This is a genomic window from Stenotrophomonas acidaminiphila, assembly GCF_001431595.1.
In the GTDB taxonomy this organism is placed as follows: domain Bacteria; phylum Pseudomonadota; class Gammaproteobacteria; order Xanthomonadales; family Xanthomonadaceae; genus Stenotrophomonas; species Stenotrophomonas acidaminiphila.
The window spans coordinates 249,135-272,547 of sequence record NZ_LDJO01000026.1; the positions used below are offsets into that span (position 1 = coordinate 249,135).

The 23,413-nt window shown below is 66.3% G+C and carries 31 protein-coding genes; 3 read left to right on the forward strand and 28 right to left on the reverse strand.

The genetic code is table 11. From position 1 onward, the window contains the following. Positions 1-71: 71 nt before the first annotated feature. From prpE to ABB33_RS09465, 4 genes are all read right to left on the reverse strand, one after another. Positions 72-1,952 (reverse strand): propionate--CoA ligase, encoded by a 1,881-nt coding sequence (gene prpE / locus ABB33_RS09450; protein WP_056932019.1) that lies wholly within the window; start codon positions 1,950-1,952, stop codon positions 72-74. Between the two features lie 106 nt (positions 1,953-2,058). Further along, the gene (locus ABB33_RS09455; RefSeq protein WP_056931940.1) at positions 2,059-2,673 is read right to left on the reverse strand and encodes an RluA family pseudouridine synthase; all 615 of its coding nucleotides are present in this window, start codon (positions 2,671-2,673) and stop codon (positions 2,059-2,061) included. A 130-nt stretch (positions 2,674-2,803) separates the two neighbouring features. Continuing rightward, the gene (locus tag ABB33_RS09460; RefSeq protein ID WP_054663379.1) at positions 2,804-3,787 is read right to left on the reverse strand and encodes a malate dehydrogenase; all 984 of its coding nucleotides are present in this window, start codon (positions 3,785-3,787) and stop codon (positions 2,804-2,806) included. Between the two features lie 123 nt (positions 3,788-3,910). Beyond that, a complete protein-coding gene (locus tag ABB33_RS09465) occupies positions 3,911-4,405 on the reverse strand; it encodes a peptidylprolyl isomerase (protein WP_056931941.1) in 495 nt (164 codons plus the stop codon). Positions 4,406-4,613: 208 nt separating this feature from the next. On the opposite strand from ABB33_RS09465, the gene typA reads away from it, so the two are divergent. The 3 genes from typA (at position 4,614) to ABB33_RS09480 (ending at position 8,673) form a co-directional block, all read left to right on the forward strand. Further along, complete coding sequence (gene typA / locus ABB33_RS09470; RefSeq protein ID WP_054663375.1) at positions 4,614-6,443, forward strand: translational GTPase TypA; 1,830 nt, start codon at positions 4,614-4,616, stop codon at positions 6,441-6,443. 5 nt (positions 6,444-6,448) lie between these two features. Further along, entirely contained in the window at positions 6,449-6,931 is a 483-nt protein-coding gene (locus ABB33_RS09475) for a DUF2127 domain-containing protein (RefSeq protein WP_056931942.1), read from the forward strand. A 143-nt stretch (positions 6,932-7,074) separates the two neighbouring features. Further along, the gene (locus tag ABB33_RS09480; RefSeq protein ID WP_054663371.1) at positions 7,075-8,673 is read left to right on the forward strand and encodes an amidase; all 1,599 of its coding nucleotides are present in this window, start codon (positions 7,075-7,077) and stop codon (positions 8,671-8,673) included. Between the two features lie 21 nt (positions 8,674-8,694). Here ABB33_RS09480 and ABB33_RS09485 read toward each other — a convergent pair whose 3' ends face one another. From ABB33_RS09485 to rplV, 24 genes are all read right to left on the reverse strand, one after another. Continuing rightward, entirely contained in the window at positions 8,695-9,807 is a 1,113-nt protein-coding gene (locus tag ABB33_RS09485; RefSeq protein ID WP_056931943.1) for a mechanosensitive ion channel family protein, read from the reverse strand. A 167-nt stretch (positions 9,808-9,974) separates the two neighbouring features. Next, complete coding sequence (locus ABB33_RS09490) at positions 9,975-11,360, reverse strand: class II 3-deoxy-7-phosphoheptulonate synthase (protein WP_056931944.1); 1,386 nt, start codon at positions 11,358-11,360, stop codon at positions 9,975-9,977. Positions 11,361-11,409: 49 nt separating this feature from the next. Continuing rightward, a complete protein-coding gene (locus ABB33_RS09495; protein WP_054663363.1) occupies positions 11,410-11,925 on the reverse strand; it encodes a disulfide bond formation protein B in 516 nt (171 codons plus the stop codon). A 294-nt stretch (positions 11,926-12,219) separates the two neighbouring features. Then, positions 12,220-12,606 carry a 50S ribosomal protein L17 gene (gene rplQ, locus ABB33_RS09500; protein WP_054663360.1) on the reverse strand — a complete coding sequence of 129 codons (387 nt, stop codon included), beginning with the start codon at positions 12,604-12,606 and terminating at the stop codon, positions 12,220-12,222. A 191-nt stretch (positions 12,607-12,797) separates the two neighbouring features. Continuing rightward, on the reverse strand, positions 12,798-13,796 hold the full coding sequence (locus ABB33_RS09505) for a DNA-directed RNA polymerase subunit alpha (RefSeq protein WP_054663357.1): 999 nt from the start codon (positions 13,794-13,796) through the stop codon (positions 12,798-12,800). 55 nt (positions 13,797-13,851) lie between these two features. Next, positions 13,852-14,481, reverse strand: coding sequence for a 30S ribosomal protein S4 (gene rpsD, locus ABB33_RS09510; protein ID WP_054663355.1), 630 nt, complete (start codon positions 14,479-14,481; stop codon positions 13,852-13,854). Between the two features lie 14 nt (positions 14,482-14,495). Next, positions 14,496-14,888 carry a 30S ribosomal protein S11 gene (rpsK, locus tag ABB33_RS09515; protein WP_054663352.1) on the reverse strand — a complete coding sequence of 131 codons (393 nt, stop codon included), beginning with the start codon at positions 14,886-14,888 and terminating at the stop codon, positions 14,496-14,498. Positions 14,889-14,900: 12 nt separating this feature from the next. Further along, entirely contained in the window at positions 14,901-15,257 is a 357-nt protein-coding gene (gene rpsM / locus ABB33_RS09520) for a 30S ribosomal protein S13 (RefSeq protein ID WP_054663350.1), read from the reverse strand. Positions 15,258-15,606: 349 nt separating this feature from the next. Then, the gene (gene secY / locus ABB33_RS09525) at positions 15,607-16,962 is read right to left on the reverse strand and encodes a preprotein translocase subunit SecY (protein ID WP_054663347.1); all 1,356 of its coding nucleotides are present in this window, start codon (positions 16,960-16,962) and stop codon (positions 15,607-15,609) included. A 7-nt stretch (positions 16,963-16,969) separates the two neighbouring features. Next, positions 16,970-17,413, reverse strand: coding sequence for a 50S ribosomal protein L15 (gene rplO, locus ABB33_RS09530; protein WP_056931945.1), 444 nt, complete (start codon positions 17,411-17,413; stop codon positions 16,970-16,972). A gap of 6 nt (positions 17,414-17,419) precedes the next feature. Further along, on the reverse strand, positions 17,420-17,611 hold the full coding sequence (gene rpmD, locus ABB33_RS09535) for a 50S ribosomal protein L30 (RefSeq protein WP_005408214.1): 192 nt from the start codon (positions 17,609-17,611) through the stop codon (positions 17,420-17,422). Continuing rightward, on the reverse strand, positions 17,604-18,146 hold the full coding sequence (gene rpsE / locus ABB33_RS09540) for a 30S ribosomal protein S5 (RefSeq protein WP_054663341.1): 543 nt from the start codon (positions 18,144-18,146) through the stop codon (positions 17,604-17,606). Before rpsE ends, rpmD begins: the two co-directional genes overlap by 8 nt. Positions 18,147-18,306: 160 nt before the next feature. Beyond that, on the reverse strand, positions 18,307-18,660 hold the full coding sequence (rplR, locus tag ABB33_RS09545; protein ID WP_054663339.1) for a 50S ribosomal protein L18: 354 nt from the start codon (positions 18,658-18,660) through the stop codon (positions 18,307-18,309). A gap of 33 nt (positions 18,661-18,693) precedes the next feature. Continuing rightward, complete coding sequence (gene rplF, locus ABB33_RS09550) at positions 18,694-19,221, reverse strand: 50S ribosomal protein L6 (protein WP_054663337.1); 528 nt, start codon at positions 19,219-19,221, stop codon at positions 18,694-18,696. 17 nt (positions 19,222-19,238) lie between these two features. Next, complete coding sequence (gene rpsH, locus ABB33_RS09555) at positions 19,239-19,637, reverse strand: 30S ribosomal protein S8 (protein ID WP_054663335.1); 399 nt, start codon at positions 19,635-19,637, stop codon at positions 19,239-19,241. Positions 19,638-19,853: 216 nt separating this feature from the next. After that, complete coding sequence (gene rpsN, locus ABB33_RS09560; RefSeq protein WP_054663332.1) at positions 19,854-20,159, reverse strand: 30S ribosomal protein S14; 306 nt, start codon at positions 20,157-20,159, stop codon at positions 19,854-19,856. Between the two features lie 18 nt (positions 20,160-20,177). Continuing rightward, positions 20,178-20,720, reverse strand: a complete 543-nt coding sequence (gene rplE / locus ABB33_RS09565) for a 50S ribosomal protein L5 (RefSeq protein WP_054663329.1) — start codon at positions 20,718-20,720, stop codon at positions 20,178-20,180. Positions 20,721-20,731: 11 nt separating this feature from the next. Then, entirely contained in the window at positions 20,732-21,049 is a 318-nt protein-coding gene (gene rplX / locus ABB33_RS09570) for a 50S ribosomal protein L24 (RefSeq protein ID WP_054663326.1), read from the reverse strand. A 16-nt stretch (positions 21,050-21,065) separates the two neighbouring features. Then, entirely contained in the window at positions 21,066-21,434 is a 369-nt protein-coding gene (gene rplN / locus ABB33_RS09575) for a 50S ribosomal protein L14 (protein WP_003479595.1), read from the reverse strand. 12 nt (positions 21,435-21,446) lie between these two features. Beyond that, positions 21,447-21,716 carry a 30S ribosomal protein S17 gene (gene rpsQ / locus ABB33_RS09580; protein ID WP_054663323.1) on the reverse strand — a complete coding sequence of 90 codons (270 nt, stop codon included), beginning with the start codon at positions 21,714-21,716 and terminating at the stop codon, positions 21,447-21,449. Positions 21,717-21,727: 11 nt separating this feature from the next. Beyond that, on the reverse strand, positions 21,728-21,913 hold the full coding sequence (gene rpmC, locus ABB33_RS09585) for a 50S ribosomal protein L29 (protein WP_054663321.1): 186 nt from the start codon (positions 21,911-21,913) through the stop codon (positions 21,728-21,730). After that, on the reverse strand, positions 21,913-22,326 hold the full coding sequence (rplP, locus tag ABB33_RS09590) for a 50S ribosomal protein L16 (protein WP_054663318.1): 414 nt from the start codon (positions 22,324-22,326) through the stop codon (positions 21,913-21,915). The genes rpmC and rplP overlap by 1 nt, the downstream gene beginning before the upstream one ends. Positions 22,327-22,331: 5 nt before the next feature. Continuing rightward, entirely contained in the window at positions 22,332-23,066 is a 735-nt protein-coding gene (rpsC, locus tag ABB33_RS09595; protein ID WP_054663315.1) for a 30S ribosomal protein S3, read from the reverse strand. A 2-nt stretch (positions 23,067-23,068) separates the two neighbouring features. Next, entirely contained in the window at positions 23,069-23,404 is a 336-nt protein-coding gene (gene rplV, locus ABB33_RS09600) for a 50S ribosomal protein L22 (RefSeq protein ID WP_054668596.1), read from the reverse strand. Between the last annotated feature and the right edge of the window lie 9 nt (positions 23,405-23,413).

A 23,413-nucleotide genomic window follows, 5' to 3' on the forward strand; every position in this document is an offset into this window, starting at 1 on the left:
CGGGGCCCCCGCCCCATCCTGCATGCCTGCACCCGCACCGCCCCCTGCGATCGCCGCGCCAGCGGCCTGCGCTATGTCCCCAGCACGCGGCGGATTTCCTCCAGTGCGCCCGGGTCGTCCAGCGTCGACAGGTCACCCGGGTCGCGCCGCTCCGCCAGGGCCTGCAGCGAACGCCGGAGCAGCTTACCCGAACGGGTCTTGGGAAGCGCGTTGACGATATGCACGTGCGCCGGGCGCGCCACCGCCCCGAGCGAGCCGGTGACCTGCTGCATCATCTCCGCCGCAAGTGCCGCGATCTCCTCGGAGGCGGCCGCCTGCTTGAGGGTGACGAACACCAGCGGCACCTGCCCCTTCAGCTCGTCGTGCATGCCGACCACCGCCGCCTCGGCCACGCGCGGGTGGCTGCTGACGGCCTCCTCGATCTCGCGCGTACCCAGCCGGTGGCCAGCCACGTTGATCACGTCATCGGTGCGGCCGAGGATGAAGGTGTAGCCGTCGGCGTCGCGGATGGCCCAGTCCAGCGAGCTGTACAGCAGCTCCTTGAAGTGGCCGAAATAGCTCTTCAGGAAACGCTCGTCGTCGTTCCACACGGTGCTCATGCAGCCCGGCGGCAGCGGCGGCTGGATCACCAGCACGCCCTTCTGCCCGGGCGCGACTTCCGCCCCGGTGCGCTCGTCGATGACCTTCATCCGGTAGCCGAGGTTGGGGAAGCCCGGCGAGCCGAACTTCACCGGCTTCATCTCCAGCCCCGGCAGCAGGGTCAACGCCGGCCAGCCGGTCTCGGTCTGCCAGTAGTTGTCGATCACCGGCTTGCGCAGCGCATCGCCGATCCACTGCGCGGTGGGCTCGTCCAGCGGCTCGCCGGCCAGGAACAGGTACTTCAGTCCGGACAGGTCGTGGCGATGGATGAAGTCAACGTCGTGCTTCTTCAGCACGCGGATCGCGGTGGGCGAGGAGAACATCGTGCGCACCCCGTACTGCTCGCACAGCGCCCACCAGATGCCCGGATCCGGATTCGTCGGCAGGCCTTCGTACAGCAGCGACGTGCAGCCGCCGATCAGCGGCCCGTACACGTTGTAGGAATGCCCCACCGCCCAGCCGACATCGGAGGTGGAGAACATCACCTGGCCCGGCGCGCAATCGAACACCGTGCGCATCGACTGCGCCATCGCCACCGCGTAGCCGCCGACATCGCGCTGCACGCCCTTCGGTTTTCCCGTGGTGCCCGAGGTATACAGCAGGTAGCTGGGCTCGTTGGACTCCAGCCATTCCACCGGCACCTGCGCATCGCCCACCTGTGCGCGCAGCGCGGCGTAATCCTCGTCGCGGCCGTCGATCCGGGGCATGGCCGCATCCAGGCCGCGCGAGACGATCAGCACCTTCGGCGGCGGCGAAGCGGCCTCGGCGCACGCCGCGTCGACCATGGGCTTGTAGGGGATCACCTTGCCGCCACGCATGCCCGCATCGGCGGCGATCAGCAGCTTCGGCCTGGCATCGTCGATGCGCAGCGCCAGGTTGTGCGCGGCGAAACCGCCGAACACCACCGAATGCACCGCGCCGATGCGCGCGCACGCCAGCATCGCGAACACCGCCTCGGCCATGTTCGGCATGTAGATCACCACGCGATCGCCGCGAGCGACGTCCAGCGCCTTGAGCACCGCGGCGAAAGCGTTCACCTCCCGATGCAGTTCGCGGTAGGTGATCTCGCGGGTGACCTGGGTCTCGGTGGAAATGGCGACCAGCGCGAGCTGGTCGGCACGTTCGGCCAGGTGCCGGTCCACCGCGTTGTAGCAGAGGTTGGTTTCGCCGCCGACGAACCAGCGCCGGAACGGCGGATTGGAGTAGTCCAGGATCTGCCGCGGCGGCGTGTGCCAATGGATCGCCCTGGCCTCCTCGGCCCAGAATGCCTCCGGCGCGTCGATGGAACGGCGGTAGGTCTGCTCGTACTGCATGTCACCCTCCGGAACCTGCTGGCCTGCGCCGAGCATAGTCCGGACCGGCGCGCCGCCTCCCTGCGACGATGGTCGTACGACCATCGTTGCAGGGCCGGCGCCGTGCTCAGAACGGGCTGGGTGAAACGAACGTCATCGTTTCCCCGCTCAGCGGGTGCACGAAGTCCAGCCGGCACGCATGCAGCTGTACGCGCGGCGCGGGCCGCGCGCCGTACAGGCCATCGCCGACGATCGGATGGCCGGCACTGGCCATGTGCAGCCGCAGCTGGTGGCTGCGCCCGGTCACCGGTTCCAGTTCCACCCGGGTCCACGCCTGCCCCGCATCGCGCGCCAGCACCCGCCAGCGGGTCAGCGCCGGCTTGCCCCGTTCAAGGTCCACCATCTGCCTGGGCCGGTTCGGCCAGTCGCATATCAACGGCAACGCGATCTCGCCCGCCTCGCCCGCGACCTGCCCCTCCACCACCGCTTCGTAGCGCTTGTGCACCCGCCGCTGCTCGAACTGCATCGACAGGGCCGCCTGCACCTGCTTGCCGCGCGCGTACAGCATCAGCCCCGACGTCACCTGGTCCAGCCGGTGCACGGTCAGCGCGTCCGGATACGACGCCTGCAGGCGTGCCACCAGGCAGTCCTGGTTCTCCGGCAGGCGCCCGGGTACCGAGAGCAGGCCGGCGGGCTTCTCCGCCACCAGCAGCGCCTCGTCGATGTGGTGCAGTCCGATCACCGTTTCCGCCTTTGCACGTCGCCACGGGGAGGGCGACGGCCGCCCCTCGGGACACCGCGCCGCAGCCTTTCCAACAAAAAGGGGGAAGCCGAAGCTTCCCCCCGTCGACCCGGTCGCCCGGCCGCTGCGATCAGAGCAGGTCGGCCACGCCGGCACGCTCTTCCTCGAGCTCGCCCAGGGTGATGTCGATGTACTTCTTGGAGAAGTCGTCGATCGGCAGGTCCTTGACGATGGTGTACTTGCCGTTCTCGGTGATCACCGGGAAGCCGAACACCACGCCCTCGGGAATGCCGTAGGAGCCGTCGGACGGCACGCCCATCGTCACCCACTTGCCGTTGCTGCCCAGCACCCAGTCATGCACGTGGTCGATGGCGGCATTGGCGGCCGAGGCCGCCGAGGACAGGCCACGTGCGGCGATGATGGCCGCGCCGCGCTTGCCGACGGTCGGGATGAAGGTGTTGGCGTTCCATTCCTGGTCGTTGATCAGCTCGGCCACCGAGGCGCCGCCGGTGGTGGCGAAGCGGTAGTCCGGGTACATGGTCGGGCTGTGGTTGCCCCACACCGTGAACTTCTCGAAGCTGTCCACGGCCTTGCCGGTCTTGGCCGACAGCTGGCTCAGGGCGCGGTTGTGGTCCAGGCGCAGCATGGCGGTGAAGTTCTTCGGATCCAGGTCCGGGGCCGACTTCATGGCGATGTAGGCGTTGGTGTTGGCCGGGTTGCCGACCACCAGCACCTTCACGTCGCGCTTGGCCACGGCATTGAGCGCCTTGCCCTGCACGGTGAAGATCTTGGCGTTCTCCAGCAGCAGGTCCTTGCGCTCCATGCCCGGGCCGCGCGGGCGGGCGCCGACCAGCAGGGCCACGTCGACGTCCTTGAACGCCACCAGCGGGTCGGCGGTGGTGACCACGCCGGCCAGCAGCGGGAACGCGCAGTCTTCCAGCTCCATGACCACGCCCTTCAGCGCGGCCTGGGCCTTTTCATTGTCGATCTCGAGCAGCTGCAGGATGACCGGCTGGTCCTTGCCCAGCATTTCGCCGGAGGCGATGCGGAACAGCAGGGCGTAGCCGATATTGCCGGCAGCGCCGGTCACGGCGACACGTACGGGTGCTTTCATGGGGGTTTCCTCTGCTAAGAAAGGTGTCTCGGGACGGCCCCGGCCTCCGCGGCCGCGAAAGCGGGGCTGCAATCGGTGCACATCACGCGAACGGCCACCGTTGCCGGTGGCCGTGGACGGGGATCAGGCGGCGAGGATCTTGTTCCACTCGGCCACGCGCCCGGCCTGGGCGGCCAGCACGGCGTCGGCATCGCCCTCGATGGTGATCTTGTTGATCAGGTCGCCCTGCTTGACCGCGTCGACCACGTCCAGGCCTTCGACCACCTTGCCGAACACGGTGTGCTTGCCGTCCAGCCAGTCGGTCTTGATGTGGGTGATGAAGAACTGGCTGCCGTTGGTGTTGGGGCCGGCATTGGCCATGGACAGCACGCCGCGCTCGTGGCGCACGCCGTTGTTGGTCTCGTCCTCGAAGCGGTAGCCCGGGCCGCCGCGGCCGGAGCCTTCCGGGCAGCCGCCCTGGATCATGAAATCGGCGATCACGCGGTGGAAATTCAGGCCGTCGTAGAACCCGCGCTGGGCCAGGTTGACGAAATTGGCCACGGTCAGCGGCGCCTTGTCGGCGAACAGCTCGACCTTGATCAGGCCGCGGGAGGTGTCGAAATGGGCGGTCAGGGACATGGGAATCCTTGTGGGAGAAGACGTCTATCGCAGACCGCATAGGATACACCCGGCCCCGGCGGGCGACGTCCCCCGCCCTCACCGCGCCCGCCGCCGGCTGAACGCCCGTCCCGGCGGCCTTCACGGCCCCTTTTCGCGAATCGGCCTCATGCCCGTATAATGTTGGACTTCTTTTCCCCATTCACGGCACCGGCTGGCCGTCTTTCGCATGTCCATCGAAAACCTTCGCAACATCGCCATCGTCGCCCACGTCGACCATGGCAAGACCACCCTCGTCGACCAGTTGCTGAAGCAGTCTGGCACCCTGTCCGAGCGCACGGTGCTGGCAGAGCGCGTGATGGACAGCAACGACCAGGAAAAGGAACGCGGCATCACCATCCTGGCCAAGAACACCGCGATCAACTGGCGCGGCAACCGCATCAACATCGTCGACACCCCCGGGCACGCCGACTTCGGCGGCGAAGTGGAGCGCGTGCTGTCGATGGTCGACTCGGTGCTGCTGCTGGTCGACGCGATGGACGGCCCGATGCCGCAGACCCGCTTCGTCACCCAGAAGGCCTTCGCGATGGGCTTCAAGCCGATCGTCGTGGTCAACAAGGTCGACCGCCCGGGCGCGCGCCCGGAATGGGTGATCGACCAGGTGTTCGACCTGTTCGACAAGCTCGGCGCCACCAATGAGCAGCTGGACTTCCCGATCGTCTACGCCTCGGGCCTGAACGGCTACGCCGGCATGGAAGACACCGTGCGCGACGGCGACATGACCCCGCTGTACGAAGCGATCATGAAGTACGTGCCGGCGCCGGAAGTCGAGGCCGAAGGCCCGTTCCAGATGCGCATCAGCCAGCTGGACTACAACAACTTCGTCGGCGTGATCGGCATCGGCCGCATCCAGCGCGGCAAGGTCAGGAAGAACATGCCGGTCAGCATCGTCGACCGCGAAGGCAAGAAGCGCCAGGGCAAGATCCTGCAGGTGCTGGGCTTCATGGGCCTGGAGCGCATCGAGGTCGAGGAGGCCCAGGCCGGCGACATCGTGGCCATCTCCGGCATCCAGGAGCTGACCATCTCCGACACCGTCTGCGCGCTGGACACCCCGGAGGCGCTGCCGGCCCTGACCGTGGACGAGCCGACCATCTCGATGACCTTCCAGGTCAACAACTCGCCGTTCGCCGGCAACAAGGACCTGTCCGGCGGCAAGTTCCTGACCAGCCGCCAGCTCAAGGAGCGCCTGGAGCGCGAGACCGTGCACAACGTGGCGCTGAAGGTCGAGCAGCTGGAAGACGCCGACAAGTTCCTGGTCTCCGGCCGCGGCGAGCTGCACCTGTCGGTGCTGATCGAAACCATGCGCCGCGAAGGCTATGAACTGGCCGTGTCGCGCCCGGAAGTCATCATCAAGGAAATCGACGGCCAGCTGATGGAGCCGATCGAGCAGCTGGTGGTGGACATCGAAGAGCAGCACCAGGGTGGCGTGATGGAGAAGCTGGGCACCCGCAAGGCCCTGCTGGAGAACATGGAATCGGACGGCAAGGGCCGCGTGCGCCTGGACTTCAAGATTCCGGCGCGCGGCCTGATCGGCTTCCAGAACGAGTTCAAGACGCTGACCCAGGGTTCGGGCCTGCTGTTCCACGTGTTCGACCATTACGGCCCGAAGGAACAGGGCGCCATCGCCAAGCGCCTGAACGGCGTGATGATCGCCAATGCCGCCGGCGCCACGCCTGCCTACTCGCTGGGCCCGCTGCAGGAACGCGGCAAGCTGTTCGCCGCCGAAGGCGACAACGTGTACGAAGGCCAGCTGATCGGCATCCACTCCAAGGACAACGACCTGACGGTCAACGCGATCAAGACCAAGCCGCTGACCAACATGCGCGCTTCGGGCAAGGACGACGCGATCCAGCTGACCCCGGCCATCAAGTTCTCGCTGGAGCAGGCCCTGGACTTCATCGATGACGACGAGCTGGTGGAAATCACCCCGAAGGAAATCCGCCTGCGCAAGAAGTTCCTGACCGAGAGCGATCGCAAGCGCGCCTCCCGCGCCGGCTGATCGACTTGTCCGCGCGCAAGCCCTACAACCCGGATCCGCATGCGCATCCGGGACTTGCCGCCATCGCACTGCTGGAAGCGGTCAAGGCCGCATTGGCCTTTCTGGCCGCCGCGGGCCTGGAGTTCTCCGGGCCCGCCCCCCTCCGCACCTTCGTCAACACCCTGATCCGGCACGTCGGCGGCGACCCCGAACACGGCTCGTCCTCGACCCTGCTGGACATGATCACGCCCGACACCGTGCATGTCGGCGCCCTCGCGCTGGTCGCCTACGGCCTGCTCCGATCGCTGGAAGCCTGGGGCCTGTGGCGCGCCCGCGCCTGGGCATCGTGGCTGGGCTGCATTTCCGCCGCGCTGTACCTGCCGCTGGACGTCTACGCCATCATCCGCCACCCCGGCTGGACCTCGTGGCTGCTGCTGGCCGTCAACCTCGTCGTGGTCTGGGTACTGGCCCGCGACATCGGCAAGCGCCGGCCAGCGACCGCGCGCTGAGCCGCGGCACGCCGGAAATCCGCACCGCACCACCGGGTGCACGCGGCCGCCGCGCCCGGCCCCCGACCGCCGCCAGCCGTCGCCGCGGCGGGCCGGCCCACATCGGTTTGCCAACGCCAGTCCGGCCCGATAGCCTGCGCGGCATGCGCGCCCTCCACACCTGTTCCCGACTGCTCCTGTCCCTTCTGGCGACGGCGCTGTGCAGCGCCTGCAATGGCAGCGCCAGCGACACTCCGGCCGGCGAGCCGCCCTTCCCCTACCAGGAAGCGGGCATCGCCGAACTGCAGGCGCGGATGACCGCCGGCGAGCTCGACAGCGTCACCCTCACCGATGCCTACCTGCGGCGCATCGCGCAGCTCGACCGTGCCGGGCCCGCGCTGCGCTCGGTGATCGAGCTCAACCCGGCCGCGCGCCGCGAAGCGGCGCAGCGCGACGCCGAACGCCGTGCCGGGCGCATCCGCGGCCCGTTGCACGGCATGCCGGTCCTGCTCAAGGACAACATCGCCGCCACGCCCATGCACAACACCGCCGGCTCGCTGGCGCTGAAGACGTTCCGCCCGCGGCGCGACGCTTTCCTGGTGCAGCGCCTGCGCGACGCCGGCGCGGTGATCCTGGGCAAGACCAACCTGAGCGAGTGGGCCAATTTCCGCTCCTCCGGTTCGACATCCGGCTGGAGCGCGGTGGGCGGGCAGACCCGCAACCCGTACGCGCTGGACCACAATCCCTGCGGCTCCAGTTCCGGCAGCGCCGTGGCCATCTCCGCCAACCTGGCGGTGGCCGCCATCGGCACCGAAACCGACGGCAGCATCGTCTGCCCGGCCGCGGTCAACGGCATCGTCGGGCTCAAGCCCACCGTAGGCCTGGTCAGCCGCGACGGCATCATCCCGATTTCCTTCAGCCAGGACACCGCCGGACCGATGACCCGCAGCGTCGCCGATGCCGCGCTGCTGCTCGGGGCGATCGCCGGCCGCGACGAATCCGATCCCGCCACCGCTGGGATGCCCGGGCGGGCCGTATACGACTACGGCACCCGCCTGCGCCCCGACGCCCTGCGCGGCGCGCGCATCGGCGTGCTGCGCAACGCGCTCGCCGAGCGCGCGGAGATAAAGCCGGTGCTCGACCAGGCGGTGGCGGCGATGCGCGCCGCCGGTGCCACCGTCGTGGAAACCACGCTGCCCGGCGAAGGCGCTTGGGAAAAGGACGAGCAGACGGTGCTGCTGTATGAATTCAAGAGCGGGCTGAACCGGTATTTCCAGCAGTGGCGGACGCCGGTGGACTCGCTCGCCACCCTGATCGCGTTCAACCAGGCCAACGCCTCGCAGGAACTGCACCTGTTCGGCCAGGAATTGCTGCTGGAGGCCGAACAGTCCGGCACGCTCAAGGACCCGGCCTATATCGCCGCGCGCGGCAACGCCCGCCGGCTTGCCGGCCCCGAAGGCATCGACGCCGCACTGCGTGCCGACCGCCTCGATGCGCTGGTGGCACCTACCACCGGTGCCGCTTGGCGCACCACGCCCGGCCAGGGTGACGCCTACCCCGGCGGCAGCTACGGCGCCGCCGCGGTCGCCGGCTACCCGAGCCTGAGCGTGCCCATGGGCCATGCCGGCGGCCTGCCGCTGGGGCTGCTGTTCATGGGCACCGCCTGGAGCGAGCCACGCCTGCTCGAACTGGGACACGCCTACGAACAACTGACCCGGGCGCGCAAGCCGCCGACCTTCGCGGATACCGCGCAGACCCGTTGACGACCGCGGCGGCGATGCCGCCTACCCCGGCGCGCCATCCTCCGCGCCCGGTGAGCGGATGTCCGCGGGTCCGCCCCCGCGCGCCGGCTGCGGCACCCCGGCCGGATCCGCCATCTCCGCGCGCAGCCGCGGCAGCGCGGCCGGATGCTCGCGCATCAGGAAATCGATCATGCGCTCGCGCACGATGCAGCGCAGGTCGAAGGCATCGCCGGAGTTGCGCGCGCTCACCAGCAGCCGCACCTGGATGGCGTGCTCGCTCGCCTCGGTCACCTGGGTCACGCAGACCCGTCCGTCCCACAACGGCGACTCCCTGCAGATGCGCTCCAGCTCGGCGCGTACCGCCGCAACCGGGGTACGGTAGTCCAGCCACAGGAATGCGGTCCCCAGCAGGTCGGCGCTGCGCCGGGTCCAGTTCTGGAACGGGTTCTCGATGAACCAGGACAACGGCACCACCATGCGCCGCTCGTCCCAGATCCGCACCACCACGTAGGAACTGCCGATCTCCTCGATCCGCCCCCACTCGCCTTCCACGATCACCACGTCGTCCAGCCGGATCGGCTGCGTCAGTGCGATCTGCAGGCCGGCGATCAGGTTGCCGAACACCGGCCTGGCGGCGATGCCGGCCACCAGCCCGACGATGCCCGCCGAGGCCAGCAGGGTCTTGCCGACCTGCCGCGCCTGCGGGAACGCCAGCAAGACCGTCGCCACGCCGAACAGCACGATCACGCCCATCAGCACCCGGCTCAGCACCCGGGTCTGGGTCTGGACGCGACGCGCGGCAAGATTGTCGGCCATCTCGATCGGGTGGTTGCGCAGGATCGCGCGCTCGCCGGCGGCCACCGCCCGTACCAGCAGCCAGGTCAGGCATGCCACCACGCCCACGTGCAGCAGGCGCTGCATCACCTGCAGCGCCTTCCCGTCCAGCGGCGTGGCTCCCAGCGCCATCTCCAGGAACAACAGCGGCAGGAAGAACGCCAGCGGCAGGCTCACCACGCGCACGATGCGCGCGCGCCGGTAGTCACGTCCCTGGGTGCGCCGGAACAGCCACAGCATCAGCGTCCAGACGACGAAGCCAGCGAGAATCGCCGCTCCCAGCGGCAATGCGTAGGTGCGAATGACGGTCCAGTCGGCCATCGATGCGTGTCCTCCTGGGGATACGAAAGGATGTGCCGCCCATGATGCGCCAGAAACCATGATCGCGATGTCATGCCACAGGCCGGGCGCTTGCCGCCGCCCTCACCGTTGTCGCCACGCTGGCTGCCCGCACGGTCGCGCGCAGCGACCGATACGCCATGCCCGCCTCAGGACGCGTCGGGCCCCTGCTGCCGCTTGCGCACGATCGCCATCGCGATTTCCAGCGACTGCTCGTAGTTCAGCCGCGGGTCGACCGTCGAGCGGTACGCACGCTCCAGATCGCGGTCGGTCAGTTCGCGCGCGCCACCGGTGCACTCGGTCACGTCCTCGCCGGTCAGCTCCAGGTGCACGCCGCCCAGGCGCGTGCCGGCCGCCGCATGCAGGTCGAACGACGCCTCGACCTCGGCAAGGACGTTGTCGAAGCGACGGGTCTTGTAGCCGTTGCTGGTGCTCTCCGTGTTGCCGTGCATCGCATCGCAGACCCACAGCACGCGGCGGCCGTCACGCTTGACCGCATCCAGCAGCGGCGGCAGCCTGTCGGCGATCTGCGTCGCGCCCATGCGATGGATGAAGCTCAGGCGGCCCGGCTCGTCATCGGGATTGAGCACGTCGATCAGGCGCAGCAGCTGGTCCGGCTGCACCGACGGCCCCACCTTGATCGCGATCGGGTTGCGCACGCCGCGCAGGTACTCCACGTGCGCGCCCTCCAGCGCCGCGGTACGCATGCCGATCCACGGGTAGTGCGTACTCAGGTTGAACCAGCCGTGCTGGCGCGGCACCTGCCGGGTCAGCGCCTGCTCGTAGGGCAGCAGCAACGCCTCGTGCGACGTATAGAAATCGACCCGGTTGAGGTTGTGCACCCGCGCACCGGCCAGCGTCTCCATGAAGCGCACCGCATCGCCGATGGAGCCCACCATCTTCTGGTACTCGGCCGCCAGCGGCGAACACCCGACCCAGCTCATGTTCCAGTACTCGGGATGGTGCAGGTCGGCGAAGCCGCCATCGATCAGGGCACGCACGAAATTCATCGTCAGCGCCGAACGCGAATGGGCGACGATCATCCGCTGCGGATCGGGCATCCGCGCCGCTTCGGTGAACTCCGGCGCATTGATCACGTCGCCCCGGTAGCTGGGCAGGGTCACCCCGTCGCGGGTCTCGGTGTCGGCCGAACGCGGCTTGGCGTACTGGCCGGCAAAGCGTCCCACCCGGATCACCGGCTTGCGCAGCCCGTGCACCAGCACCAGGCTCATCTGCAGCAGGACCTTGAGCCGGTTGGAGATCGTGCCGGATTCGCAGTCGGCGAAATTCTCCGCACAGTCGCCGCCCTGCAGCAGGAAGCGTTCGCCTTCCTGCGCCTCGGCCAGTTGCTGCTTGAGTGCCAGGATCTCCCACGACGTCACCAGCGGCGGCAACTGGCGCAGCTGCGCCAGCGCCGTCTCCAGCGCCTGCGGATCGGGATAGGTCGGCATCTGCAGCGCCGGGCGCCCACGCCAGCTGTCCGGCGCCCAGTGCGATGCGGTGGCGGCCGGGGACAAGGACGGGGACAGGTTCATGCGATTACCGTAGCGATAGCAGGGGGATACAGCGGAAAACCAAAGGAACTCAGAACAGGCGTGTCCGGCGCGCGCGCAGGCCGGCATACAGCGCCCACGCACCCAGCAGCGCGAACCACACCAGGCTCCACATCGGCATGCTCAAGCCGAGGAAGGTCCAGTCGATGTTGCCGCAGTCGCCGGTGCCGGTAAGCACGGTACGGAACACCTCGAACGGGCCCATGGTCTCGCTCAGGAAACTCAGCGGCGGGCCGCAGCTGCTGCCCAGGTCCTTCGGCAGCAACTGCACGTACACGTGGCGCCCGGCAATGCCGGCGCCCACGGCCGCGGCGATGAACGCCAGCCCCCCGTATACGCCGCGCCCAGTGCGGGTGGATGGCCCGTGCAGCGCGCCCAACAGGAACAGCAGGCCCACCGCGGCGAAGGCGATGCGCTGGAAAATGCACAGCGGACAGGGCTCCAGGCCCATCTCCAGCTGCATCCAGATGGCGAACGCAAGAAGACCCGCGCAGGCCAGGAAGCCCAGCAGGCACTGCGCGCGGAAGCCCCAGCGCAAAGGATTCATCGTGTCGTTCCGGATCAATGATCCAACAAGCGTAACAGGCCGGCGGCCGCACGACAGCATCCACCACGCGGAACGTACCGCAGATGCTCGGCGCCATGCGGCTGCCGGAGCGCACCATGCCATGCACTGCACATCGATCGCGCCCGGGCCGCGGCGAACGGTACCGGCCCCGACGCCGGCGCGTCCGGACGGTGCGCCCGTCCAGCTACGCGGCCGGAAAGTCCGGACTCCGGAAAAGCGAAAAGCCCGGGCGAGGCCGGGCTTTTCGTTTCAGGCTCGTTGCGGAAGGCGCGATTACTCGGCCACTTCCTCGGCAACGGCGGCCGGACGGTCCACCAGCTCGACGTAGGCCATCGGCGCGTTGTCGCCGGCACGGAAGCCGCACTTCAGCAGGCGCAGGTAGCCGCCCGGACGGCTGGCGTAGCGCGGGCCCAGCACGGTGAACAGGTTGCCGACGGCTTCCTTGTCACGCAGGCGGGCGAAAGCCAGGCGGCGGTTGGCGACGGAGTCGACCTTGGCCAGGGTGATCAGCGGCTCGGCGACGCGGCGCAGTTCCTTCGCCTTCGGCAGGGTGGTCTTGATCAGCTCGTGCTTGAACAGCGAGGCGGCCATGTTCTTGAACATCGCTTCGCGGTGGGCGCTGGTGCGGTTGAACTTGCGGCCCGACTTCTGGTGGCGCATGGGTCTATTCCTTGGTCAATGATGGTTCGTTGGACTTCGTTGTCGCCTTCCTGGCGCTGCTGCTGTGGACTGCGGGTGGTCCTGGTCGCCCTGCTCCCTGGACGACCGGCACCGTGGCTTTCAAGCCATCGGCGCGGGTACTGCATGCTGCATTCCCCGCATGGTCACCCATGCGGGGAAACAGGGTTTGCTCAGCCCAGCATGCCGTGGGCGGAGACGCCGGCCGGCGGCCAGTTCTCCAGCTTCATGCCGAGCGACAGGCCACGCTGGGCCAGCACTTCCTTGATCTCGGTCAGCGACTTCTTGCCGAGGTTCGGGGTCTTGAGCAGCTCCACTTCGGTCTTCTGGATCAGATCGCCGATGTAGTAGATGCTTTCGGCCTTCAGGCAGTTGGCCGAACGGACGGTCAGCTCCAGGTCGTCGATCGGGCGCAGCAGCACCGGATCCACGCCGTTGTTGGCCGGCTTGGCCGCACCGCGGTCGCGGTGGGTGAAGTCACCGAACACCGAGAGCTGATCGCTGAGGATGTCGGCCGCGGTGCGGACGGCTTCCTCGGCATCGATCGTGCCGTTGGTTTCGATATCGATGACCAGCTTGTCCAGGTCGGTGCGCTGTTCGACGCGGGCCGCTTCCACGGCGTAGGCGACGCGGCGGACCGGCGAGAACGAGGCGTCCAGGACCAGGCGGCCGATGGCACGGGTTTCTTCGTCCGGACGACGACGCGAAGCCGCCGGCTGGTAGCCGAAGCCACGCTCGACCTTCAGGCGCATGTTGATCGCCGTGTCCTTGGTCAGGTTGCAGATGATCTGCTCGCCGTTGAGGACTTCGACGTTGTGGTCGACCTTGATGTCGGCGGCAGTCACCACACCCGGACCCTGCTTGGACAGGGAGATGGTGGCACTGTCACCGGAATGCATGCGGATGGCCACGTCCTTCAGGTTGAGCAGGACTTCGAGCACGTCCTCCTGCAGCCCTTCGACCGTGGTGTACTCATGCAGCACGCCGTCGATCTCGACTTCCGTGATGGCGAAGCCCGGGATGGACGACAGCAGCACGCGACGCAGGGCATTGCCCAGCGTATGCCCGTAACCCCGCTCCAAGGGCTCGATAACGACCTTGGCGCGGGTGTCGGTAAGGCGTTCGATCTGCGGACCGCGGGGACGCAGAACCTGGTTGGCGGTAACCGTCATGTTGCGGGTTCTCCTAGTGAACCCCCGGCCGTCGCCGAGGGTTCTCCAATGTGAATTACTTCGAGTACAGCTCGACGATCAGCGCTTCGTTGATGTCCGCCGGCAGGTCGGCGCGATCCGGCACGGCCTTGAACACGCCGCTGAACTTCTTCGAATCGACTTCCACCCACGACGGGCTCAGGTCATGCTGTTCGGCGATGGTCAGGGCTTCCTGGACACGCAGCTGCTTGGCAGCCTTTTCCGACAGGGCGATCGCGTCGCCGGCCTTGACCTGGTACGAGGCCAGGTTGACCGACTTGCCGTTCACGGTGACGCCGCGGTGCGAGACCAGCTGGCGCGCGGCCGGACGGGTCACGGCGAAGCCCATGCGGTAGACGACGTTGTCCAAGCGGGTTTCCAGCAGCTGCAGCAGGTTCTCGCCGGTGTTGCCCTTCTTGGTCGAGGCCTTCTTGTAGTAATTGCGGAACTGGCGCTCCAGCAGGCCGTAGATGCGCTTGACCTTCTGCTTCTCGCGCAGCTGGGTGGCGTAGTCGGACAGCTTGCCCTTGCGGGCGGTGGCGCCGTGCTGGCCGGGCTTCTGCTCCAGCTTGCACTTGGAGTCCAGCGCACGGGCCGGGCTCTTCAGCGACAGGTCGGCGCCTTCGCGACGGGCGAGCTTACAGGTAGGACCGATATAACGAGCCATTTCTTATCGCTCCTTTAGACGCGACGCTTCTTCGGCGGACGGCACCCGTTGTGCGGGATCGGCGTCACGTCGATGATGTTGGTGATCTTGTAGCCGACGTTGTTCAGCGAACGCACGGCCGACTCACGGCCCGGACCCGGGCCCTTGATGCGGACTTCCAGCGACTTCACGCCGTAGTCCAGCGCGGCCTTGCCGGCCTTCTCGGCGGCAACCTGCGCAGCGAACGGGGTCGACTTGCGCGAACCGCGGAAGCCGGCACCACCGGAGGTCGCCCAGGACAGTGCATTGCCCTGGCGGTCGGTGATGGTCACGATGGTGTTGTTGAAAGAAGCGTGGACGTGGGCGACGCCGTCGGTGATGACGCGCTTGATCTTCTTCTTGGTCTTAGCAGCAGCGGGCTTAGCCATTTTCTAGGTCCCTTACTTCTTAAGCGCCTTGCGCGGACCCTTGCGGGTGCGTGCGTTGGTCTTGGTGCGCTGACCACGCAGCGGCAGGCCGCGACGGTGACGCAGGCCGCGGTAGCAGCCCAGGTCCATCAGGCGCTTGATGGCGATGCCGACTTCACGACGCAGGTCGCCTTCGACGATGTACTTGCCCACTTCGAGGCGCAGACGGTCGATTTCCGGCTCCGACAGGTCGCGGATCTTGGTGGTCGAAGTAACGCCTGCGGCTTCGCAGACCTTCTTCGAGCGGGTACGGCCGATGCCGTAAATGCTTTGCAACCCGACCCAGACATGCTTCTGGGCTGGCAGGTTGACGCCTGCAATACGCGCCATGACGCGGTTCTCCAGCTGAGTGATGGCCGAATGCGCACCGCATGGCGCGCCATTCCGGCAGGATGGATCAAAAAAGTGAACTAGCGATTCTAACAAGGTCCCGGTTTGCTTGGAAGCCCGTGGAACACAAGGTTCCATGAGCCCGGCGTGGGGAGTGTGCCCATGCTCCGGCGCCGGATGTGCCTGGCAGGGAGATTTCTCTCCAGGCCGCCCGCGCTACTCCCGCGCGGAACTACCACATCACACCCCCACCCGAGACCGCTGCGGGGGCCGCCCTTCTGTCTGGAAGGCCCGCCCGGGGAACCCAGGGCGGCCTTCTCGCTATGAAGCGGAAAGTATAACGGGGGAATCAGCCGCGTGCAAAACCACCGCGGTTGCCACCCTTCAGGTTGGCCTTCTTCAGCAGGCTCTCGTACTGGTGCGACATCAGGTGCGCCTGCACCTGGGCGATGAAGTCCATCACCACCACCACCACGATCAGCAGCGAGGTGCCACCGAAGTAGAACGAGGCATTGAGCTGGGTGCGCATCAGTTCCGGCAGCAGGCACACGATCACCAGGTACAGCGAGCCGGCCGCGGTCAGGCGGGTCAGCACCGCGTCGATGTACTCGGCGGTGGCCTTGCCCGGACGGATGCCCGGGATCAGCGCGCCAGACTTCTTCAGGTTGTCGGCGGTTTCCTGCGAGTTGAACACCAGCGCGGTATAGAAGAACGCGAAACCGGTGATCAGCGCGGCGAACACGATCATGTGCAGCGGCTCGCCCGGACCCAGCGCGTTGGCCACCTTCTGCAGCCAGGTCGCGGAGCTGGCCTGGCCGGACCACATCGCCAGCGTTGCCGGGAAGGCCAGGATGCTGGAAGCGAAGATCGCCGGGATCACGCCCGCCATGTTGAGCTTCAGCGGCAGGAACGAGGTCTGGTTCATGTACGCATTGCGGCCACCCTGGCGCCGTGCGTAGTTGACCGTGATGCGACGCTGGCCGCGCTCGACGAACACCACGAAATAGGTGAACGCCAGCACCACGATGACGATCAGCAGCAGCGAGATGAAGCTCATGTTGCCGTCACGGTAGGCATCCAGCGTGTGGATGACCGCTGCCGGCAGGCCGGCGACGATGCCGGCGAAGATGATCAGCGAGACACCGTTGCCGATACCGCGCTCGGTGACCTGCTCGCCGACCCACATCAGGAAGATGGTGCCGGCAGTCAGCGCGACCACGGCGGTGAGCACGAAGCCCATGCCCGGCGCATAGACGACCGGCGCGCCGCCCGGCGACACCTGGTTCTGCAGCGCCAGGGCGATGCTGCCGCCCTGCACGATGGCCAGGAGCACCGCGCCGATGCGCGAATACTGGGTGATCTTGCGGCGGCCCGACTCGCCTTCCTTCTGCATCGCCTTGAGCGCGGGGAAGATATGGACCGCCAGCTGCATCACGATCGATGCCGAGATGTACGGCATCACGTTCAACGCGAAGATGCTGAAACGGTGCAGGGCGCCGCCCGAGAACATGTTGAACATGTCCACGATACCGCCGCCCTGCGCCTGCATCAGCGCAAGCATGGCATCGGGATTGACGCCCGGCACCGGCACGTAGCAGCCGATGCGATAGACGAGCAATGCCCCGACTACGAACAGAAGACGCTGGCGAAGTTCAGTGAACTTGCCCATTCCGCCCGCGAGGTTACCGATGCCAGCTTGCGCCATGTTCCAGTTACTCCTGTACGCTGCCGCCGGCAGCTTCGATCGCGGCCTTGGCACCGGCCGTGGCGGCGACGCCCTTCAGGGTGAACGCCTTGGTCACGTCGCCCTTGACGACGATCTTGGCCTTCTTGGCGGTGCTCGGAACCAGCTTGGCGGCACGCAGGGCGGCGAAATCGATCTCGCCGGCCGGCAGCTTGTCCAGCTGGTACAGCAGCACTTCAGCGGTGTCCTTGGCGATCGGCGAACGGAAGCCGATCTTCGGCAGACGACGCTGCATGGGGGTCTGGCCGCCTTCGAAGCCAGCCTTGATCTTGCCGCCACCCTTGCGGGCGAACGAACCCTTGTGGCCGCGGCCGGCGGTCTTGCCCAGGCCCGAGCCGATACCACGACCGACGCGGGTGCGCTCGGTGCGGGCGCCCGGAGCCGGGCTCAGTTCATTGAGACGCAGAGTCATGGTCGATTACTCCTCAACCTGGACGAGGTACTGAACCTTGTTGATCAGGCCGCGAACCTGCGGGCTGTCCTTCAGTTCACGCACATCGTTGAGCTTGTTCAGGCCCAGGGCACGCACCGACAGGCGGTGACGCGACTGGGTTCCACGCAGGCCGCGCACCAGGCGCACCTTCACGGTCTTGTTGGACTCATTAGCCATGGTTGAGTTCCTCCACCTTCTTGCCACGCTTGGCCGCGATGCGCGCCGGCGACTGCATGCCGGCCAGGCCCTTCACGGTGGCGCGGACCAGGTTGATCGGGTTGCGCGAACCGGTGGCCTTGGCCAGCACGTTCTTCACGCCAACCGCTTCCAGGACGGCGCGCATGGCACCGCCGGCGATCACGCCGGTACCTTCCGAGGCGGGCTGCATGAACACGCGGGCCGCACCGTGGCCGTCCTTGACCGGATGCCACAGGGTGCCGTTGTTCAGGTCGACGTTGACCAGGTTCTTGCGGGCCTGCTCCATCGACTTCTGGATGGCGACCGGCACTTCGCGCGCCTTGCCATAGCCGAAACCGACCTTGCCTTCGCCGTCGCCGACCACGGTCAGGGCGGTGAAGGTGAACTGGCGGCCACCCTTGACGGTCTTGCTGACGCGGTTGACCGCGACCAGCTTCTCGATCATGCCGTCGTCGATCTTCTCTTCGCGGTTGCGGTCGCGGTCGCGACCCCGCTGCTGACGTTCTTCTGCCATGTTGATTCCTTGGTTGTTGGGTATGTACGGCTCGGGGCCGCTTATGGTTGTGGAATGACGCGTTGTTCCGGTGGGCCGCTGCAGAAGAACGGCGCCGTCCGGCCTCGCTCAGGCCGGCGAGCGGGCGGGCAGGAGCCGACAAGGCCCCTGCCCCATTCCCTTAGAACTGCAGGCCGGCCTCGCGCGCGGCGTCCGCCAGGGCCTTGATGCGGCCGTGGTAGCGGTAGCCCGAACGATCGAAGGCGACCTTCTCGACGCCGGCGGCCTTGGCGCGCTCGGCAACGATGCGGCCCACCTTGGCGGCGGCGTCGGCGTTCTTGCCGTTCTTCAGGCCGTCCTTGACGTCGGCCTGGGTGGTGTTGGCGGCAGCCAGCACCTTCGAGCCGTCGGCGGTGAAGACCTGCGCGTACAGGTGCTGGCCGGTACGCAGCACCGACAGGCGCGGCACGCCCAGGGTGCGGATGTGCGAACGGGTCGACTTGGCGCGACGCAGGCGAGCGATGTTCTTGTTCATGATCTTTATCCTCGAAAGCTGAAAACCTAGGAATTAGGCCTTCTTGGCTTCCTTGCGAATGATGTTCTCACCGGCGTACTTCACACCCTTGCCCTTGTAGGGCTCCGGCGGACGGTAGCCACGGATCTTGGCGGCGACTTCACCGACCACCTGCTTGTCCGCGCCCTGCACGACGATTTCCGTCTGCGTCGGGGTGGCCAGGGTGATGCCTTCCGGCGCCACGAACACGACGGGGTGCGAGAAGCCCAGCGACAGGTTCAGGTCCTTGCCCTGCATGGCAGCGCGGTAACCCACGCCCACCAGCTCCAGCTTCTTCTCGAAGCCTTCGGACACGCCCTTGACCATGTTGGCCAGGATCGAACGCACGGTGCCGGTCAGCGCGTCGAAGGAGATGTCCTTCGGATTCAGCGTGACGACGCCATTGTCGATGGTGATTTCAACGCCAGCGGCCTTGTTCAGCGACAGGGTGCCCTTCGGGCCCTTCACGCTCACGGATTCCGGCTGGATGTTCAGTTCAACGCCCTTGGGCAGGTTGATCGGCTTCTTGGCTACGCGGGACATGTTCTACTCCTTCTCGCTTAGGCCACGAAGCACAGGACTTCGCCGCCGACGCCCTGCTGGCGCGCCTGCGCATCAGTCATGATGCCCTTGGAGGTGGAAATGATGGCAATGCCCAGGCCGTTGAGGACCTTCGGCAGCTCGCTCTTGCCACGGTACTGGCGCAGGCCCGAACGCGAATAGCGCTTCAGGGTCGCGATGACCGGCTTGCCCTCGAAGTACTTCAGGACGATTTCCAGCTCGGACTTGTTGTTGTCCAGCTGGTTGACGCGCAGGTCGGTGATGTAACCCTCGTCCTTCAGGACCTGGGCAATCGCCACCTTGATCTTGGACGACGGCGCTTTCACCGTCTGCTTGCCAACCGCGGCCGCATTCTTGATGCGGACCAGCAGGTCGGCGATGGGATCAGTCATGCTCATGTGTATACCTTTGAGTGCACCGATATCCGCTTTCGCGAAAATCTCGAGTTTTCCCGGGATGGGCCGGGGCCCTTTTCCAACGTCACCCGCAATTTCGGCCGGGCAAGACGCGGGAGTATACGACAAAAAGTCCGACTTGCGTCGGACTTCCTGTCTTGCCGGCAGGTCGCCCTGCCGGCCCGCCGGCCGGACCTTGCGGCCCGGCACGGGGGTTTCTTACCAGCTGGCCTTGCGCAGGCCCGGCACGTCGCCACGCATGGTGGCTTCACGCAGCTTGTTGCGGCCCAGGCCGAACTTGCGGTACACGCCACGCGGGCGGCCCGACAGTTCGCAGCGGTTGCGCTGGCGGCTCGGCGACGAATCGCGCGGCAGCTTGGACAGCTTGGCCGCGGCTTCGATCTTCTCTTCGTAGCTCGCGTCCACCGAGGACACGATCTTCTTCAGAGCAGCACGCTTGTCGGCGTACTTCTTGGCCAGCTTTTCCCGCTTGATGTCGCGGTTGACCATGGAGGTCTTTGCCATTTCGGTTTCCTCGACGGATCAGTTACGGAACGGGAACTTGAACGCTGCCAGCAGCGCCTTCGCTTCCGCATCGGTCTTGGCGGTGGTGGTGATGGCGATATCCATGCCGCGGATCGCATCGACGGCGTCGAAATCGATTTCCGGGAAGATGATCTGTTCCTTCACACCCATGTTGTAGTTGCCGCGACCGTCGAACGAACGACCCGAAACGCCGCGGAAGTCACGCACGCGCGGCAGCGAGATGTTGATCAGTCGATCCAGGAATTCGAACATGGTGTTGCGGCGCAAGGTGACCTTGCAACCGATCGGCCAGCCGTCGCGGATCTTGAACGAGGCCACCGAGACGCGCGACTTGGTGACCACCGGCTTCTGGCCGGTGATCTTGGTCATGTCGGCCACGGCGTTCTCGAGCACCTTCTTGTTGGTCGCGGCTTCGCCGACGCCCATGTTGACGGTGATCTTGACCAGCTTCGGCACTTCCATCGGATTGGTGTAACCGAACTGCTTCATCAGCGCCGGCACCACTTCTTCCTTGTAGATTTTTTCGAGACGGGAAGTCATCAGCTCATTCCTCAGGCGTCAATCGCCTCACCGCTGGAGCGGAACACACGCAGTTTGCGTCCATCCTCCAGCACCTTGAAGCCAACGCGCTCGCCCTTGCCCGAAGCCGGGTTCAGGACATTGACGTTGGAGATATGGATCGAAGCTTCACGCTCGACCACGCCGCCGGCAACGCCTGCCTGCGGGTTCGGCTTGGTGTGGCGCTTGACGATGTTCACGTTGGCGACGACCACGCGGTCGCCGTCGACGCGGACGACTTCGCCCTGCTTGCCCTTGTCCTTGCCGGTGTTGACGACGACCTGGTCGCCCTTCTTGATACGGTTAGCCATGATTATCTCCTGTCGCTCACAGCACTTCGGGAGCGAGCGAGACGATCTTCATGAACTTCTCGGAACGAAGTTCACGGGTCACCGGCCCGAAGATACGGGTGCCGATCGGCTCCTGCTTGTTGTTCAGCAGGACCGCGGCGTTGCCGTCGAAACGGATCAGCGAACCGTCGGCGCGACGCACACCCTTGCGGGTACGCACCACGACGGCGTCGTACACTTCGCCCTTCTTGACCTTGCCGCGCGGAATCGCGTCCTTCACGGTGACCTTGATGATGTCGCCGATGTGGGCATAACGGCGCTTCGAGCCGCCCAACACCTTGATGCACATCACTTCCTTGGCACCGGAGTTGTCAGCGACGTCGAGGTAGCTCTGCATCTGAATCATGATTCAGGCTCCTTATTTCGCTGCGCGGGTGATGACTTCCACCACCCGCCAGTTCTTGGTCTTGGACAGCGGCGCAATCTCGGTCACACGCACGAAATCACCTTCGTTGCAGGTGTTCTCGGCGTCGTGAGCGTGCAGCTTGGTCGAGCGCTTGATGTACTTGCCGTACAGGGCGTGCTTGACCTGGCGCTCCACCAACACGGTGACCGTCTTGTCCATCTTGTTGCTGACCACACGGCCTTCGACCGTGCGCAGCGTCTTGCTTTCAGTATTTTCGCTCATCGCAGCCATCCTTACTTCGTGCTGCCGATCAGGTGCTTGACGCGAGCGATCTCGCGGCGCACCCGGCGGGTTTCGTGGGTCTTCGGCAGCTGGCCGGTGGCGGCCTGCATGCGGAGCGAGAACTGCTCCTTGCGCAGGTCGCCCAGGTGGGCCTTGAGTTCGTCAGCCGACTTCTCGCGGAGTTGTTTGATGTCCATCAGCGCACCGTCCGGGTCACGAAAGTGGTGGTGACCGAGAGCTTGGCCGACGCCAGGCGGAACGCCTCGCGTGCCACTTCCTCGGAAACACCCTCGATTTCATAGATCATGCGGCCCGGCTGGATCTGGGCGACCCAGTACTCCACGCCACCCTTACCGGCACCCATTCGGACTTCGATGGGCTTCTTGGTGATGGGCTTGTCCGGGAAAACGCGGATCCACATCTTGCCGCCACGCTTGACGTAACGGCTGATCGAACGACGGGCCGCTTCGATCTGGCGCGCGGTCAGCTGGCCGTGAGCGGTGGCCTTCAGGCCGTACTCACCGAAGCTGACGGCATTGGCGCTCCAGCTCAGGCCGTCGTTGCGGCCCTTGAACATCTTGCGGTATTTGGTTCGCTTGGGTTGCAACATTGCCGTTACCTCGCTTCACGAGCCGGGCGCGACGGACGGTCGGCACGGTCGCCACGATCGTTGCGATCGCTGCGCGGGCTGTCGTCCTGCTTTTCCTGGCCAACCTGGGAGAAATCGAAGACCTCGCCCTTGTAGATCCAGACCTTGATGCCGATGATGCCGTAGGTGGTGCTGGCCTCAGCGAAACCGTAGTCGATGTCGGCGCGCAGGGTGTGCAGCGGCACGCGGCCTTCGCGGTACCACTCCGAACGGGCGATTTCAGCGCCGTTCAAGCGGCCAGCCACGTTGACCTTGATGCCCAGGGCACCCAGGCGCATCGCGTTGCCGACCGCACGCTTCATCGCGCGGCGGAACATGATGCGACGCTCCAGCTGCTGCGCGATCGACTCGGCGACCAGCTGCGCGTCCAGCTCCGGCTTGCGCACTTCGGTGACGTTGATGTGCGCCGGGACGCCCATCACTTCGCTCACTTCCTTGCGCAGCTTCTCGATGTCCTCACCACGCTTGCCGATCACCACGCCCGGGCGGGCGGTGTGGATCGTCACGCGCGCGGTCTTGGCCGGACGCTCGATCAGGATCTTGGAGATACCGGCCTGCGCCAGCTTCTTGCGAAGCATCTCGCGGACCTTCAGGTCGGCCGCCAGGTAGCTGGCGAACTCGGCCTTGTTGGCGTACCACTTGGAGTTCCAGTCCTTGGCGATGCCCAGGCGGATACCAATCGGATGAACTTTGTGACCCATCGTTATTTGCCCTCGCCCACGACCACGGTGATGTGGCTGGTGCGCTTGAGAATGCGCGTGCCGCGGCCCTTGGCGCGGGCCATGAAGCGCTTCAGGCTCGGACCTTCATCAACCATGATGGTCTTGACCTTCAGCTCATCGACGTCGGCGCCCTGGTTGTTCTCGGCGTTCGCGATGGCCGACTCCACCACCTTCTTGATGAGGGCGGCAGCCTTCTTGTCCGAGAACTTCAGCAGATTGACCGCACGCTCGGCCGGAAGGCCGCGCACCTGGTCAGCGACCAGACGGGCCTTCTGCGGGGAGATGCGCGCGGTGCGCAGGATTGCTTTCGCTTCCATCGTCATCTC

Bases quoted from the DNA above. Each gene is read 5' to 3' on its own strand.
- prpE (WP_056932019.1), bottom strand. From the start codon at position 1,952: ATGCAGTACGAGCAGACCTACCGCCGTTCCATCGACGCGCCGGAGGCA.
- ABB33_RS09460 (WP_054663379.1), bottom strand. From the start codon at position 3,787: ATGAAAGCACCCGTACGTGTCGCCGTGACCGGCGCTGCCGGCAATATC.
- ABB33_RS09465 (WP_056931941.1), bottom strand. From the start codon at position 4,405: ATGTCCCTGACCGCCCATTTCGACACCTCCCGCGGCCTGATCAAGGTC.
- typA (WP_054663375.1), top strand. From the start codon at position 4,614: ATGTCCATCGAAAACCTTCGCAACATCGCCATCGTCGCCCACGTCGAC.
- ABB33_RS09480 (WP_054663371.1), top strand. From the start codon at position 7,075: ATGCGCGCCCTCCACACCTGTTCCCGACTGCTCCTGTCCCTTCTGGCG.
- ABB33_RS09485 (WP_056931943.1), bottom strand. From the start codon at position 9,807: ATGGCCGACTGGACCGTCATTCGCACCTACGCATTGCCGCTGGGAGCG.
- ABB33_RS09490 (WP_056931944.1), bottom strand. From the start codon at position 11,360: ATGAACCTGTCCCCGTCCTTGTCCCCGGCCGCCACCGCATCGCACTGG.
- ABB33_RS09495 (WP_054663363.1), bottom strand. From the start codon at position 11,925: ATGAATCCTTTGCGCTGGGGCTTCCGCGCGCAGTGCCTGCTGGGCTTC.
- rplQ (WP_054663360.1), bottom strand. From the start codon at position 12,606: ATGCGCCACCAGAAGTCGGGCCGCAAGTTCAACCGCACCAGCGCCCAC.
- ABB33_RS09505 (WP_054663357.1), bottom strand. From the start codon at position 13,796: ATGACGGTTACCGCCAACCAGGTTCTGCGTCCCCGCGGTCCGCAGATC.
- rpsD (WP_054663355.1), bottom strand. From the start codon at position 14,481: ATGGCTCGTTATATCGGTCCTACCTGTAAGCTCGCCCGTCGCGAAGGC.
- rpsK (WP_054663352.1), bottom strand. From the start codon at position 14,888: ATGGCTAAGCCCGCTGCTGCTAAGACCAAGAAGAAGATCAAGCGCGTC.
- rpsM (WP_054663350.1), bottom strand. From the start codon at position 15,257: ATGGCGCGTATTGCAGGCGTCAACCTGCCAGCCCAGAAGCATGTCTGG.
- secY (WP_054663347.1), bottom strand. From the start codon at position 16,962: ATGGCGCAAGCTGGCATCGGTAACCTCGCGGGCGGAATGGGCAAGTTC.
- rplO (WP_056931945.1), bottom strand. From the start codon at position 17,413: ATGACTCTGCGTCTCAATGAACTGAGCCCGGCTCCGGGCGCCCGCACC.
- rpmD (WP_005408214.1), bottom strand. From the start codon at position 17,611: ATGGCTAATGAGTCCAACAAGACCGTGAAGGTGCGCCTGGTGCGCGGC.
- rpsE (WP_054663341.1), bottom strand. From the start codon at position 18,146: ATGGCAGAAGAACGTCAGCAGCGGGGTCGCGACCGCGACCGCAACCGC.
- rplR (WP_054663339.1), bottom strand. From the start codon at position 18,660: ATGAACAAGAACATCGCTCGCCTGCGTCGCGCCAAGTCGACCCGTTCG.
- rplF (WP_054663337.1), bottom strand. From the start codon at position 19,221: ATGTCCCGCGTAGCCAAGAAGCCGATCAACCTGCCCAAGGGCGTTGAA.
- rpsH (WP_054663335.1), bottom strand. From the start codon at position 19,637: ATGAGCATGACTGATCCCATCGCCGACCTGCTGGTCCGCATCAAGAAT.
- rpsN (WP_054663332.1), bottom strand. From the start codon at position 20,159: ATGGCAAAGACCTCCATGGTCAACCGCGACATCAAGCGGGAAAAGCTG.
- rplE (WP_054663329.1), bottom strand. From the start codon at position 20,720: ATGACTTCCCGTCTCGAAAAAATCTACAAGGAAGAAGTGGTGCCGGCG.
- rplX (WP_054663326.1), bottom strand. From the start codon at position 21,049: ATGGCTAACCGTATCAAGAAGGGCGACCAGGTCGTCGTCAACACCGGC.
- rplN (WP_003479595.1), bottom strand. From the start codon at position 21,434: ATGATTCAGATGCAGAGCTACCTCGACGTCGCTGACAACTCCGGTGCC.
- rpsQ (WP_054663323.1), bottom strand. From the start codon at position 21,716: ATGAGCGAAAATACTGAAAGCAAGACGCTGCGCACGGTCGAAGGCCGT.
- rpmC (WP_054663321.1), bottom strand. From the start codon at position 21,913: ATGGACATCAAACAACTCCGCGAGAAGTCGGCTGACGAACTCAAGGCC.
- rplP (WP_054663318.1), bottom strand. From the start codon at position 22,326: ATGTTGCAACCCAAGCGAACCAAATACCGCAAGATGTTCAAGGGCCGC.
- rpsC (WP_054663315.1), bottom strand. From the start codon at position 23,066: ATGGGTCACAAAGTTCATCCGATTGGTATCCGCCTGGGCATCGCCAAG.
- rplV (WP_054668596.1), bottom strand. From the start codon at position 23,404: ATGGAAGCGAAAGCAATCCTGCGCACCGCGCGCATCTCCCCGCAGAAG.